14 protein-coding genes and 2 pseudogenes are annotated in these 12,680 nt (G+C 45.7%); 5 read left to right on the forward strand and 11 right to left on the reverse strand.

Annotation, left to right across the window (positions count from 1 at the left end; genetic code table 11):
* Nucleotides 1-24 precede the first annotated feature (24 nt).
* From AADZ70_RS18745 to map, 4 genes are all read right to left on the reverse strand, one after another.
* Nucleotides 25-159 carry a YflJ family protein gene (locus tag AADZ70_RS18745; RefSeq protein ID WP_003155609.1) on the reverse strand — a complete coding sequence of 45 codons (135 nt, stop codon included), beginning with the start codon at nt 157-159 and terminating at the stop codon, nt 25-27.
* 179 nt (nt 160-338) lie between these two features.
* A complete protein-coding gene (locus AADZ70_RS18750) occupies nt 339-494 on the reverse strand; it encodes a hypothetical protein (protein ID WP_003155608.1) in 156 nt (51 codons plus the stop codon).
* 81 nt (nt 495-575) lie between these two features.
* Nucleotides 576-887: a DUF3243 domain-containing protein gene (locus AADZ70_RS18755; RefSeq protein WP_003155607.1), complete on the reverse strand. Its 312-nt coding sequence runs from the start codon at nt 885-887 to the stop codon at nt 576-578.
* A 56-nt stretch (nt 888-943) separates the two neighbouring features.
* Nucleotides 944-1,693 (reverse strand): type I methionyl aminopeptidase, encoded by a 750-nt coding sequence (map, locus tag AADZ70_RS18760; RefSeq protein ID WP_016936782.1) that lies wholly within the window; start codon nt 1,691-1,693, stop codon nt 944-946.
* 165 nt (nt 1,694-1,858) lie between these two features.
* On the opposite strand from map, the gene nagE reads away from it, so the two are divergent.
* On the forward strand, nt 1,859-3,235 hold the full coding sequence (gene nagE / locus AADZ70_RS18765; protein WP_342007469.1) for an N-acetylglucosamine-specific PTS transporter subunit IIBC: 1,377 nt from the start codon (nt 1,859-1,861) through the stop codon (nt 3,233-3,235).
* A gap of 128 nt (nt 3,236-3,363) precedes the next feature.
* Nucleotides 3,364-3,807, forward strand: coding sequence for a YfmQ family protein (locus AADZ70_RS18770; protein ID WP_007408492.1), 444 nt, complete (start codon nt 3,364-3,366; stop codon nt 3,805-3,807).
* A gap of 40 nt (nt 3,808-3,847) precedes the next feature.
* Here the strand turns inward: AADZ70_RS18770 and AADZ70_RS18775 are convergent, their stop codons facing one another.
* A complete protein-coding gene (locus AADZ70_RS18775) occupies nt 3,848-5,785 on the reverse strand; it encodes an LTA synthase family protein (RefSeq protein ID WP_342007470.1) in 1,938 nt (645 codons plus the stop codon).
* A 247-nt stretch (nt 5,786-6,032) separates the two neighbouring features.
* On the opposite strand from AADZ70_RS18775, the gene AADZ70_RS18780 reads away from it, so the two are divergent.
* Nucleotides 6,033-6,410 carry a DUF1992 domain-containing protein gene (locus AADZ70_RS18780; protein WP_016936778.1) on the forward strand — a complete coding sequence of 126 codons (378 nt, stop codon included), beginning with the start codon at nt 6,033-6,035 and terminating at the stop codon, nt 6,408-6,410.
* A 9-nt stretch (nt 6,411-6,419) separates the two neighbouring features.
* On the opposite strand, the gene AADZ70_RS18785 is transcribed toward AADZ70_RS18780, so the two are convergent.
* The 3 genes from AADZ70_RS18785 to AADZ70_RS18795 are packed head-to-tail and all read right to left on the reverse strand — an operon-like array spanning nt 6,420 to nt 7,384.
* A complete protein-coding gene (locus AADZ70_RS18785) occupies nt 6,420-6,851 on the reverse strand; it encodes an Hsp20/alpha crystallin family protein (protein WP_016936777.1) in 432 nt (143 codons plus the stop codon).
* 15 nt (nt 6,852-6,866) lie between these two features.
* The gene (locus AADZ70_RS18790; protein ID WP_003155595.1) at nt 6,867-7,109 is read right to left on the reverse strand and encodes a spore germination protein; all 243 of its coding nucleotides are present in this window, start codon (nt 7,107-7,109) and stop codon (nt 6,867-6,869) included.
* 14 nt (nt 7,110-7,123) lie between these two features.
* The gene (locus AADZ70_RS18795; RefSeq protein WP_007408496.1) at nt 7,124-7,384 is read right to left on the reverse strand and encodes a spore germination protein; all 261 of its coding nucleotides are present in this window, start codon (nt 7,382-7,384) and stop codon (nt 7,124-7,126) included.
* Nucleotides 7,385-7,454: 70 nt separating this feature from the next.
* Here AADZ70_RS18795 and AADZ70_RS18800 point away from each other — a divergent pair.
* Together AADZ70_RS18800 and AADZ70_RS18805 are read left to right on the forward strand one after the other, a co-directional pair.
* Nucleotides 7,455-7,582 (forward strand): annotated as a pseudogene (locus AADZ70_RS18800) (trehalose operon repressor); the annotation flags it as partial.
* Between the two features lie 133 nt (nt 7,583-7,715).
* Nucleotides 7,716-8,381 carry an NAD(P)H-dependent oxidoreductase gene (locus AADZ70_RS18805; protein WP_016936776.1) on the forward strand — a complete coding sequence of 222 codons (666 nt, stop codon included), beginning with the start codon at nt 7,716-7,718 and terminating at the stop codon, nt 8,379-8,381.
* Nucleotides 8,382-8,420: 39 nt separating this feature from the next.
* Here AADZ70_RS18805 and AADZ70_RS18810 read toward each other — a convergent pair whose 3' ends face one another.
* The 3 genes and pseudogenes from AADZ70_RS18810 to AADZ70_RS18820 all read right to left on the reverse strand — a co-directional run.
* The gene (locus tag AADZ70_RS18810) at nt 8,421-9,182 is read right to left on the reverse strand and encodes a YibE/F family protein (protein ID WP_047476487.1); all 762 of its coding nucleotides are present in this window, start codon (nt 9,180-9,182) and stop codon (nt 8,421-8,423) included.
* On the reverse strand, nt 9,179-10,318 hold the full coding sequence (locus AADZ70_RS18815; RefSeq protein WP_342007471.1) for a YibE/F family protein: 1,140 nt from the start codon (nt 10,316-10,318) through the stop codon (nt 9,179-9,181). The genes AADZ70_RS18810 and AADZ70_RS18815 overlap by 4 nt, the downstream gene beginning before the upstream one ends.
* A 180-nt stretch (nt 10,319-10,498) precedes the next feature.
* Nucleotides 10,499-12,634: pseudogene (locus tag AADZ70_RS18820) on the reverse strand (5'-nucleotidase C-terminal domain-containing protein); the annotation flags it as partial.
* Nucleotides 12,635-12,680: the final 46 nt, after the last annotated feature.

Below are 12,680 nucleotides of genomic sequence, written 5' to 3' on the forward strand. Positions count from 1 at the left end.
CACTGACAGCACGGCTGATTGACGTTATGCTTGTTTCTTTGTTTCCAGCAGATTGGCAAGGAAATACTTTTTGAAGCTTTGAAGCTTTCTTCCTTCATAGTGGGTAATTCCTTTTTTCTTTAATTCTTCTACATACCAGCCTTTACTGCCATAATGCATGTCAGAAAACTCCTTTCTCCGTTCTCCCGCAGGGGAGGGTTTCTTCAGTTTTTGCCAAACTTTTGGCATTGTAACATCTATAAAAAGACGCTGAAAAGGGGGAAAGCAAAAACTGAGCCTTTCGATTCAGAGATGTAAAGCTTTCTTACATATATATGTAAAGGGCGGTCTGTTCATGCTTAATGGCCGGTTAATTTTAACAGCACCGTGCCGAGTGTCATAATTCCGAATACGACGCCGAAATAAATCAGCATCCCCTTCTTTTTCTTCACCCCGTAAACGGTCAGAATGATGCTTTCAATAAAGAAAATAAACCCGAAGATAATAAACCACATGTTGAAAAATGGCTCCTTTCACAGACATATGTCCAGTGTAGCACATCTCTTGTCACGAAACATAAAAAGCCGGGCACTGTATCAGTGTCCGGCAAGTTTGACGAGAAGCTGGGCCAAATGCTGTTTTTCATTGTCATCCGCAATATCCCACAGCTCTTGTAAAAGTTTTTCTTCCGCATTGCGGGGCTCCTCGTGCTTGGCGAGATAGTCCCCGAGGATGGCGGCGCTTTTGATGATTTTGCTGTCATCCAGGCCTAGTTTCTTTCCGGCGGAAATTTTCTGGTGAAGGTACGCTTTAAATTCCTCGAAATCCTCTAAAATCTGCTGTTTCGTAACGCCGTGCATGGCGTGTATTTCGTTTTCGATTTTGATTTTTTCTTTATCTTTTTTCATGCGTCTCCCTCCTTCGGGTTAGTTGTTGTATACCTGTTTGGAAGGGAGATGAAACATTACAATGCCGTTAAAATAATCGGTTTGTCTTTTGTGATGACGATGGTGTGCTCCACTTGGGCGACAAGGCTTTTATCCGGTGTTTTATATGTCCAGCCGTCTCCCGCTTCAACAATGGTTTCAGCCTTCGTGGAAATAAACGGCTCAAGCGCGATCACGGTGCCGTTTTTAAACAGCGCGTTATCAAACGGATCGTAGTAATTCATGATGTGGTTCGGCGCTTCATGGAGGTTTCTGCCGATTCCGTGGCCCGTCAGCGTTTTAATGACGGTAAATCCGTTGGAGCGGGCTTCATGGTAGACGGCTCTGCCGATCTGATTTTGGCGTTTTCCGGCTTTTGCCTGCTCCAGTCCTTTTTGAAACGCGGATTGTGCGCAGTTGCAAAGCTTTTGCAGACGTTCATCGCCTTCTCCGAGCACGAATGAAATTCCCGTATCGGAATAAAAACCGCCGAACTCCGCCGAAATATCGATATTTACAAGATCCCCGGCTTTTAAGATTTTAGAGGCGCTCGGAATGCCGTGAGCGACTTCGTCATTTACGCTGATGCATGTCACGCCGGGGAAATCGTATTCCTTCTCCGGAGCGGAAGCGGCTCCGTGTTCGTCAAGCACCGCCTTTCCGATCAGGTCAAGATCTTTCGTGCTCATGCCGGGCTCTGCCTTTTTCTTCATTTCTTCACGCGCCAGGGCGACGATTCTGCCGATTTTTTTAAGACCTTCTAATTCTTGATCGTTCGTTACAATCATTGTCATTCCCGCTTTCTATGTTTAATCATCTGATTCAAGCTTACCACAACTGCTTTATAAATAGAAAACCAACAAGCCTTATGTGCATAAATGAAGGGAAAATTGGTATAGATCACTAGATGACTTATGTGATATATTTAAGAAAAAAGAAGGGGGATGGGTAATATGCTTCAATTTTTGCAAAAACTCGGAAAATCCTTTATGCTTCCGATTGCCGTTCTGCCCGCCGTGGGTATTATTTTGGCCATCGGCAGAGAGGATTTATTAAATATTCCGTTCATTTATGCGGCGGGGACAGCGGTATTTGATCATTTGCCGCTGATTTTTGCGATCGGAATCGCGATCGGGATCTCAAAAGACAGCAATGGGGCCGCCGCTCTGTCGGGAGCAATTTCCTATATTATGCTGGACGCGGCTGTAAAATCGATCAATTCGACAAATAATATGGCCGTTTTCGGAGGGATTATCGCGGGGTTAATTGCGGGATACACGTATAATCGCTTTAAGGATACGAAGCTGCCTGAATATCTCGGATTTTTCAGCGGACGCAGGCTCGTTCCGATTGTAACGGCGCTGATTACCATTATTTTGGCCGGTATTTTCGGCTTTGTGTGGCCGCCGATTCAGTCGGTGATTACGTCATTCGGGGAATGGATGATCGGGCTCGGGGGCATCGGTGCCGGAATTTACGGGATTTTTAACCGGCTTTTGATTCCATTCGGTCTTCATCATGTACTGAATAATATTTTTTGGTTCCAGTTTGGCGATTTTCACGGAAAAACGGGAGATCTGGCCCGCTTCTTTGCGAAGGATCCGACGGCCGGGACTTATATGACGGGATTCTTTCCGATTATGATGTTCGGGCTTCCGGCCGCTTGTCTGGCAATGATTGCCGCAGCTAAGCCAAGCAAGCGCAAAGCGACGGCCGGAATGATGATCGGCCTTGCGCTGACGGCATTTATTACCGGAATTACAGAACCGATTGAATTTGCATTTATGTTTTTATCACCGCTTCTGTACGGGGTTCATGCTTTATTAACCGGGTTCTCTTTATTTATCGTCAATATTCTCGGCATCAGGTCAGGCTTTTCGTTCTCAGCGGGGGCGATCGATTATCTTCTCAGCTACGGTATTGCGGAAAAACCGCTTTTGCTGCTCGTTGTCGGGCTTTGTTATGCGGTGATCTATTTTGCTGTCTTCTACGTGCTCATCAAATCGTTAAACTTGAAGACGCCGGGACGGGAAGATGATGAGGAAGAGGAAGAAGTGCTTAGTGAGGATACGGCCGGTTCGGTTGAAGAACATGCCATGCTCAAGGGGCTCGGAGGCAGACAAAATCTCGAAACGATTGATCACTGTGCGACCCGCCTCAGACTGACCGTTCAGGATACATCCCTCATTAATGAGACGGCACTTAAAAAAGCGGGAGCAAAAGGGGTTATCAAAACGGGGAATAAAACGGCGCAGGTCATTATCGGGCCGAACGTCGAATTTGTCGCAGAAGAGTTGAGAGAGGCCGTCCGCCATGACGGTCAGAAGTAGACCGAAGCACGAATCATCTATGTGATCCGGGTTTTTTTGAACATATATCAAGTTTCACATAATGGACAAAAAACAACGTTTCCTCCTGTGGTAAGATTCATGTAGAACAAGTATGGAGATGATGTAAGGTGACGTGGATTGCAGTTGTTTCAATTGTTGTCATAAGCCTGATTAAGATTGTGCTGACATGCCTTCCTACCGGAGCGGTGGAATGGATTCTCCGAAAATTTGAAACCCATTCGAAGCTCAGTGACGCGTCCGCTGCCGTATCCCTCGGCGGAAAACGTCTGGAAGGCGAAGACAAACGCCGGGTGATTGATGATTTTAACGAAGCCGTATTTATCGAACGGCATTATATATACCCAGGTGATGAAGAGCGGTATCTTCATCCGCAGAACGGAGCCGACCCGCTTGTCATTAAGACGAGAAAAGGGAAAAAAGATGTGACGGTGTTTGTATACAGCTACGAAGATCATGTAGATGTCGTCAAACAGCAGAAAAAGAAAGTCGTCGCTTATTCGGTTCTTTCCGACAGCCTGCAAAAGCGCTCTATGGCCGCTGCCGGGAGCTGAACATAAAAAAGCCAGATCATTGATATGATCTGGCTTTTGTTTATTCTTTTTGATCATCTGCTGAAGAATCTTCACGCTTTGTATAATTGATTTTTGAAGGATCCACTTTCTTGAAGCCTTTCGGCTGATAGAAGCGAAGCAGATCTCCGTTGATGATCTTATCAGACATCTCAAGCTCAGTCTTGACGAGTGAGTCTTCTTTTTTGTCGACTTCTGAATCATCTAAAAGTCTTCCGGTTTTCGTATCGTAATACTTGCCGGATACTTTCGTGTAGTTCGGTGAGATGAAGTCGCCGTTACGGAACGGAATCACTTCTCTGTGCTCTTTCGATAAGATATCTGAACCTGACATGAGATAATCTTTCGTATCGACGCCGAGCAGATGGAGAACAGTCGGCGCGACATCGACATCGCCGGCAAATTTATGATTGCGGCCGCCTTTCACGCCCGGAGCGTGGATAAAGAGCGGAACCCGCTGAAGCTGGGCATTGTCGTATTCATTGATCTCATCTTTGCCAAGCACTTTCGCCATCGCTTTATTATGGTTTTCAGAGATGCCGTAGTGGTCTCCGTACATCACAATAATCGATTTATCATACAGGCCGTCTTTTTTCAGGTCATTAAAGAACTGTTCGATTGATTCATCCAGATAGTTCGCGGACTGGAAGTAGTTATTGACGACCGAATCGCCAAAGTCTCCCGCCGGGAAGTCTGTGTCTTCTTTATCCATCCCGAACGGGAAGTGGTTTGACAGCGTAATGAACTTCGTATAGAACGGCTGCGGCAGGCTCTTTAAGAGCGGCATGGATTCTTTGAAATACGGTTTGTCTTTCATGCCGTAGTTTTTCGTATTCTCTTCGCTCATGTCATAATAAGCAGAATCGAAAAACTTATCGATGCCTTCCGCTTTGTACATTTCGTTACGGTTCCAGAAGGTCTGCGTATTTCCGTGGAAAGCGGCAGACGTGTAGTTTTTGCCTTTTAAAATCGCAGGAACGGACTGCAGCGTGTTTTGCGCTTTATTGACGAAAACCGAACCTTGCGAGAGCGGGTACAGAGAGTTCTCCATCATAAATTCCGCATCTGATGTTTTACCTTGTCCCGTTTGGTGGAAAAAGTTATCAAAGTAGAATGTTTGATTGTCATGCGCCAGTTTGTTTAAAAACGGCGTCACTTCCTTGCCGTTAATTTTGTAATCAATGATGAAGGACTGCAGAGACTCTAATGAGACGTAGATCACGTTTTTTCCTTCGGCTTTTCCGAAGTAGACATTGTTCGGCACGTCATAGTTGGCCTTCATATAGTTTTCCACATCCGTTACATCGCTTGAATCGGCAAGCGCGCGCTGGCTGTTTGACTTCACATTCTGCACGGCATCGTAAATCGTAAAGTTGTACGTGCCCAAGTATTTCACCAGATAGTTACGGTCAAATGAGCGTGTCAAAAGCTCAGGACGGTCGGTTTCCGCTACGGCGAGGTTGATCAGGAACACAAGCACGGCGGAAGCCAAAACGATTCTGAATGATTTCTTCGCCGGTTTTTCAGCCGGTTTTTTCATCTTAAGGGCCAAAATAATCAAAATGACGGTATCCAGGAAGTAGAAGACGTCTGTCCATCTCATTAATGAGAACGCGCTGTCTCCGAGCTGGCCGCCGTTTGTTTTTGCCTGCATCATGACCGGGATGGTAATGAAATCATTAAAGAATCTATAATAGACGATGTTTGCATAAAGCAAAAAAGACAATAAAAAATGAATCACAATAATGGCTGTCTGCTGTAATTTTTTCTTGAAAAGAAGTCCAAATCCAAGAAAGAACAGGCCGGAGCTCAGCGGATTCACAAAAAGCAATATTTTCTGGATCGTGTTGTCTATGCCGAGGTTAAAGTTTAAAATATAAGCAGCATATGTTTTCACCCACAATAACACGACCGCTATCAAGAAGAAGGCAAGTCCTCTTTCTTTTATAAATGTTTTCATTGTTACACTCCTTTTTTCCGATCACGGTTTACACGGAACGATAGAAAAAACGAACGTAATCAATATACCATGAAACCAGCAAATAGAAAAGGTGGAAAAGGCTCATCGGAAAAAGGGCGAAAAACGCTGTCGCAACGGCGGTTTATCTGATGAATGCCGCCTAAGAAAAATCCGAATGGAACAAAATGGGATCAGGATTTTTGTATGGATATGATCCGGTCTAATTGAAAAAAGGAGGTAACAAGTGATGGATATTGCCCATATCGTGGCTGAAGATAAAATCAAGCGCGCCATTAAGGATGGAGAATTCGCCGGCATCAAAGGCATGGGAAAGCCCCTGCCGAAAGACGATGCCGCACATCTTCCGGAGTCGCTCAGAATGGGCTACCGCATGTTGAAAAATGCCGGGATCGCCGAGGATGAGGGCGCGCTGAAGAAAGAGCTGATGACGCTCGATTATTTGATCGCCAAGTGCCGCAATGAAACGGAGCTGGATCACCTGCGGAACAAACGGACGGAAAAACAAGTCAGACTCGACAAGCTGACGGAGGAGAGAGACATGTTCTCAGAACCCGCATCTTCTCATTATAAGGAGAAAGTGTACAGACGCCTGAACCGTCCGTAAACCGGTTCCTTATATTTTCTGCTGAAAAGGAATGTATTCCATAAGGCGCGGATAGGAAATGTGGAGCAGGCCGTTCATGCACTGCGCCTGCAGCAGATGGGGCTCAGCCGGTTCAGGAAGTTCAATCGTCTCATCAATTTCTCCGTAATATCGGTTTTGGCAGATCCCCATGTCCTTTGGAAAAAGGGGCGTGATGTTTCCTTTTATATGCAGCCGCGTTCTTGACACCAGCCTCAATGTCAATTCTTCTTCGTAGACGCCGGGCATTTCCACAATGACAAATGTGTGCTGTTCATCCTGATAGATATCATAAACCAAGGTGTTTTTTTGTAAGGAGAAAAATTCTTCGGGAGATTTCCGTTTCAGGACATTGGTCCAAAAGTCGCTGGGCTTGTGCTCGTTCGTAATCTCAAGCCACTTTCTCATTTTTTCGATATCCACTTCAGCAAACCCCCCTTATATTTGATTTGCGATCGGCATTGACGGGTTGGCGATCTGATCCTGGTCGCTCACATCAGGGTCAAGATGGCCCGAATTCAAACATCCGGCGGCCGGTGAAAAGTCTCCTAAAGAAAAGTTCGCGCCGACAAATTTGCTGTTGGCGGTGTGGCTGTTTTGTACGGTCTGACCGATATCGACGTTTCCGTTTTGGGTGGCTCCGTTTACTTTTATATTGACGACGTTAATTTGGTAAGGCATTCATAAAAACCCCTTTAATCTATAATGGGCGGCACCGGCGTAATATTTGCGGTATCTGCAGTTCCGATGGCTGTCTGGTCGTTTACATCAGGATCATTTAACAAGTTCTCCATCATCGATTCTATAGGTGACGTATCGCCGAATGAAGAGTTCAGTCCTTGTGATTTGTTGTTTGTGGTGGGACTGTTGTATGCCGCTTCCCCAATCGTAATAGATCCGTTGCCAGAAATACTGTTAATCTTCAGATAGTACAGGTTGATAACAGTGGATGGCATCTCTTCACACCTCTTTAACTTAGTTGTACAGTACTGTATGCTTTTTGCGCTCCTGTTGTGAATTTCGCCCGGATTCAGCCATATGGCAGTCGTGAAAAACCGTGTCTTTTTGGAGGACACCAGCTTCTTTCAGTAACGGAAAGCCGGCACAGACTCGATACATTCCGTTTCGTCGGCTTTGCGAGAAGAGAAAAATAAAAACGGACTGCCGCGGCAGCCCGTTTTTTTGTCAGTATCAAAATGAATACTATCCAACAAAAATGTGCGTACTGGTACTTTCAAAAATAATGGCTACAATAGTACATAATGAGATAAAAAGGAGAGATCATGAATGTCAGATAAAAAACAGCAGATCATCGAAGCGTATCAATTCAGACACGCCACAAAGGAATTTGATCCTGAGAAAAAAATTTCAGAAAGCGATTTTGAATTCATTTTAGAAACGGGAAGACTGTCCCCGAGCTCACTCGGTTTGGAGCCTTGGAAATTTGTCGTCGTTCAAAACCCGGAGCTTCGTGAAAAACTCCGCGAGTTCACATGGGGCGCGCAAAAGCAGCTGCCGACTGCAAGCCACTTCGTACTTCTGCTTGCCCGGACGGCAAAGGATATCCGTTTTGACGCCGATTATGTCAAAAACCACTTGAAGGAAGTCAAAAAAATGCCGGAAGATATGTATGAAGGCTATATCAGCAAAACAGAAGATTTCCAGAAAAATGATTTCAATCTGCTTGAATCAGATCGAGCGCTGTTTGACTGGGCTTCAAAACAGACATACATCGCACTTGGCAATATGATGACAGCCGCGGCGCAGATCGGAATCGACTCTTGCCCTGTAGAAGGCTTCAACTACAAAGAAATCCACCGGATCCTTGAGGAAGAAGGACTTCTGGAAAACGGAAGTTTCGACATCTCTGTCATGGCCGCATTCGGTTACCGTGTCAGAGAACCGCGTCCGAAAACAAGATCTGCCGCAAAAGACGTTGTAAAGTGGGTATAAGATCAATAAAAAAAGCTGCCGGGATTTTCCCGGCAGCTTTTAACGTTTCGTCTGTTTCGCTAAAAAACAGGCGGTGATCCAGGACGTAACGGGAATGATGATGCCGATCCCGACGCCGGCGCAAAGAATGGTGACGGCTTCCGCGCTGAAGACTTTTGAGTTCACTATTTTTTCAGCAGAGTATGATAAGTCTTTAAACCAGATAATTAAAGCCAAATAGCTGCCGAAAAAAGCAAAGAATAACGTATTCGTATTCGTTCCTAAAATATCTCTCCCGATGCTTAAACCGAATTTGTACAGATCTTTTCGGCTCATGGACGGGTTATAGCTGTAAATCTCTCTCATCGGTGATGTAATGGAGATCGCCACATCGGTAATTGCCCCTATCGTGCCCATAATGATCATAGCCGCGGTAACCTTCACAAAATCCACCCCGACAAAAAGTGTGAATATGCCGATATCACCCAGTTCTTCTTCACCAAACCCTTGAATCGAAGTCTGTTTCGTGACGGCCAGAATAAAAAACAGCATCAATACGATCGTCAGCATGGCAGAAATAAAGGCGGTTACGGTTTTGACGTTACCCCCGTTAATATAAAAAAGTGTAATGCTGCAAATCGCGGCGGAAGAGAGCAATGTTAAAACAATCGGATTGATGTGCGGGTCTGTCATTAAAATGATGGTGAGAAAGAGAACGCCGAAATTTAAAAATAGCGCAATAAAAGACCTCGCTCCCTTTTTACCGCCGATGAGAACCATCAATAGAAATAAAATCGCCGCAAGAATTACGATGACATTCATGAGCTTGCCTTCTTTCGTTTAATAAAAAAGACAGAAGCATACAGACTGGCGGGGATGGTTAATACAATTCCGATTCCCCCCGCCAATGCTCTGGCTATTTCCAAGGAAATGTTCATAGAAAGAGTGAATCCTATCGGGGAATCATTTTTCAAATACAAAAGCATCATCGGTATAGAGCCGCTGATATAAGCAAAAAACAGAATGTTGGTCATCGCCCCCATGATGTCTTTACCGATCTCCATTCCGGAACGTTTGAGTGCTTGTAATGAGATACTCTTGTTTTCTTCATATAATCCAAAGACAGATGACGTCATGGTAATGGCCACATCCATGACCGCTCCCAGTGATCCGATAAATACCCCGGCCATGAACACCGTGTGATAAGGGCGGGTTAAATACTGCATTTCTTCATATCTGAGACCTTTTTCTCCGGTTGCCGCCATCACCAAATACGTAATGAGCAGGGAGACAAAAGTGCCTGCGAGCGTCGCGGCTATGGCGGCATATGTTTTCGCGTGAAAACCGCTGACAAGCAGCAATGAAATGACAGTAAAGATGAGAATACAGATACCGCAGATGAAAATCAGCCCGATATTCGGGTGCTTTCGGTATAAATCTAATGCATAAGACAATAAAACAGCGTTAAACATCAGGCTGATGATCGAAAAGAAGCCTTGTTTTTTGCCGACGATCAGTAGGGTGAATATGAAAATCCAAGCGATCAGCAAAAGCTGTTTATCCCGTTTTTTATCTATAATGCTTCCGGATATATCCTTACTTGATGGTTTCCCTTTATCAATTGACACGAATACTTCATCGCCGGGCTGATACTTTTGATCATTCGCTCCGGATGAGGAATACTGATTGGACAAATGAATGAGCTTTCCTTTTTGACTGCCGTTTTCAAGTTTGGCTGTAATCGTCTGACTGAAAATCTTATCTTTGTTTTTGTGCATGTCCTGCACATCAGACTGGTGTTCCAATGCTGTTTTCGTCACTTTGGCAATCGGGCGCTCATAAAAAGAAGCGTTGTAATTGACGAAAATGAGCGAGCTGATACAGCAAAGCGCTGTTATCACGTAAAACAGCTTTATTTTGTAAGTAATGCTGTTTCGTTTGTTTTTTGTTATTATCAAAAAAAGTCCTCCAAACAGGCCCCGCCGTGAAGTGTCAAGCTATGCAGCTGCTGCATAAATAACGCTCATATTTTATCATTCGGCCGTACCGCTGTCGATTCAGAAGGCGGACCGGGAAAAGCTCCCCTGACATCAGATCAGGAGAGCTTTTGGGAGAACCGCCCGAGAAAAGCGGCCTTTTTATGCTTCGTTCACTTTTTTTGCTTTTCTTCTTTGATACAGATACAGTGCCGTTCCGAGCGCGCTGATGAGAAACCCGGCAAGGAGGATGGAATACATCGCTGTGGCTGTATCAGGAAGCAGGCCGCCCGGCGATACTCCGTCCTGCGCTTGGCCGGATGAAGGGTTTTGGCCGTTTGGCTGCTTTCCGGAGCCGTGATCTCCGCTTATCGGCGGCGAGCTCTTCGTGTTTGCGTTTAATATCGCGTATTCACTGAAATGATTGGTATAGCCCGTGACGAGATCGTGTGAAACCGATCCGTTGTCTGTTTTTGTATAGGCGTTCTTTTTCCGGTCTATGTGATAAATGCCCGGCTGTTTCGCCTTTTTCGTATTCTCAATGCGCATGGTAAGCTTTACAGGCGCTTTGAATGTTTTGATGTCTTTGTTTTTCTGCTTCATTGTAAAGTCGTATACGTTTGAAAGCGCGCCGCTAACTTTCTTTTTCGGCGTCACGCCGAACCGTGTCTCATCAGCTGCAGCGTTTGCCATCGGCATTTTCATGCTGAACTTGTCATGCAGGATCGTAAGGGAAGAATCAGATGTTCTGTCCTTTAACAGGCCGATCTGTTTTTTGGTTACGCTGAGATCAATCGGCTTTTTGGCGCCGTCATTCTTGTCGTAGTATACGATCGGTGTATTGGCGTTTTTGGCATAAGCCGCAAATGCGCTGTCATCTTCAAGCGTCCACGAGCCGTTTTTTTGTTTCGTCGGCAGGTACACTTCTTGCGCGCGGCCGTCAACTTTCGGTTCCACCGCTTTTCCCGCTTTTTCAAGCTGCTCGATAAAGACCTCATAGTCGACAAAGCCAAGGTCTTCTTTATGGGACGCTTCGTTAAAGACGGAATATCCGTCTCCGCCTTCACCGACAAAGTTACTGGTGGCGACTCTGTATGTTTTCTTATCAGAAATCGGCTTTACGCTGCCGTCATCCTGCACGGCAGCAGCTTGAAGAACGCGGTGTCCCGGCTTTTTATTCAGTGTAAACGTGTATGTTAAACCGGCAACTTGAGGGAAGGCGCCCCCTTGAGCCTCAATTCCGCTTAACCCTTGTTCCAGAGCTTGTTTGATCTGTTTTCCGGTTAAATCCGCGACATAAAGCGTGTTGCCGAACGGCATTACATTCAGCACATCGCCGAGTGTGATGTCGCCTTTATCAATGCCCGCGCGGATGCCGCCCCCGTTTGTGATCGCGATCTGGGCGCCGGCGGCTTCCTTCGCTTTTTGCAGCATGCCGTCCGCGATGAAGTTTCCGAGATTGGTTTCTTTAGAGCGGACATGCTCGCGCCGGCCGTCAAGCGCAACTTTCGTGGAGCCGACTTTTTCATTTTTGACGGAGATGAGCTCTTTTTTAAACGGATCAAGCTCTGTTTTCAGATCCGGGTCTTCTTTCGTCTGCTCATTCACCGGCAGCGCTTGAAGAGAGGATTGTTCCGGAAGAACGACCCCGTTTTTGTCAAATGCGACATCCACCCGGCCTAAATATTCGCCGTATTCTTTTGCCTGGGCAACGATGGTCGGCTCTTCGTTTTTGACAATCTCCATTTTATCTACAAGCGTATGCGTATGTCCGCCGACGATTAAGTCGATGCCTTTTACTTTTTTGGCGAGATCGAGATCACGCTGATGCCCGATATGGGTCAGGGCGACAATTTTATTGACATGTTCTTTGTTCTGTATTTCTTTTACCGTATCTTGTGCGGATTGGAAGGCATCATTAAAGACAATGCTTTTACCCGGGCTTGATGTGACGGACGTATCTTCTGTCGTTAAGCCGAATACGGCGACTTTTTCTCCGTTTACATCAAGCAGAATGTATGGATAGATGCCTGCTTTTTTCTTTTTCCCTGCCGTAAAGGTGTCTGCTTTTTTCATGAATGGTCTGAGTTTTGACTCTTTGGACACATCGACATTTGAGCTGACAAGCGGGAAGTCAGGCGCTTGGAAATTGTATTTTCCGGACGGGTCAGCTGCGCTTCCGTTCCCGCTCAGGAAGCTGGCGAGAGCACCTGGGCCTTTATCGAACTCATGATTTCCGAAGGTCATTGCGTCGTAGCCCATGCTGTTCATCAATTTTAAATCAGCCAGTCCCTGCCACTATCCCAACCCACTCCATCTTAACACCTACACCCTCAACCCTTAT

Origin of the sequence: Bacillus sp. YBsi01 (assembly GCF_038406745.1) — a bacterium.
GTDB lineage: Bacteria > Bacillota > Bacilli > Bacillales > Bacillaceae > Bacillus > Bacillus siamensis.

Excerpts from the sequence above, each read along its gene's own strand:
- AADZ70_RS18745 (WP_003155609.1), bottom strand. The coding sequence starts at position 159 with ATGCATTATGGCAGTAAAGGCTGGTATGTAGAAGAATTAAAGAAAAAA.
- AADZ70_RS18750 (WP_003155608.1), bottom strand. The coding sequence starts at position 494 with ATGTGGTTTATTATCTTCGGGTTTATTTTCTTTATTGAAAGCATCATT.
- AADZ70_RS18755 (WP_003155607.1), bottom strand. The coding sequence starts at position 887 with ATGAAAAAAGATAAAGAAAAAATCAAAATCGAAAACGAAATACACGCC.
- map (WP_016936782.1), bottom strand. The coding sequence starts at position 1,693 with ATGATTGTAACGAACGATCAAGAATTAGAAGGTCTTAAAAAAATCGGC.
- nagE (WP_342007469.1), top strand. The coding sequence starts at position 1,859 with ATGCTTCAATTTTTGCAAAAACTCGGAAAATCCTTTATGCTTCCGATT.
- AADZ70_RS18775 (WP_342007470.1), bottom strand. The coding sequence starts at position 5,785 with ATGAAAACATTTATAAAAGAAAGAGGACTTGCCTTCTTCTTGATAGCG.
- AADZ70_RS18780 (WP_016936778.1), top strand. The coding sequence starts at position 6,033 with ATGGATATTGCCCATATCGTGGCTGAAGATAAAATCAAGCGCGCCATT.
- AADZ70_RS18790 (WP_003155595.1), bottom strand. The coding sequence starts at position 7,109 with ATGCCTTACCAAATTAACGTCGTCAATATAAAAGTAAACGGAGCCACC.
- AADZ70_RS18795 (WP_007408496.1), bottom strand. The coding sequence starts at position 7,384 with ATGCCATCCACTGTTATCAACCTGTACTATCTGAAGATTAACAGTATT.
- AADZ70_RS18805 (WP_016936776.1), top strand. The coding sequence starts at position 7,716 with ATGTCAGATAAAAAACAGCAGATCATCGAAGCGTATCAATTCAGACAC.
- AADZ70_RS18810 (WP_047476487.1), bottom strand. The coding sequence starts at position 9,182 with ATGAATGTCATCGTAATTCTTGCGGCGATTTTATTTCTATTGATGGTT.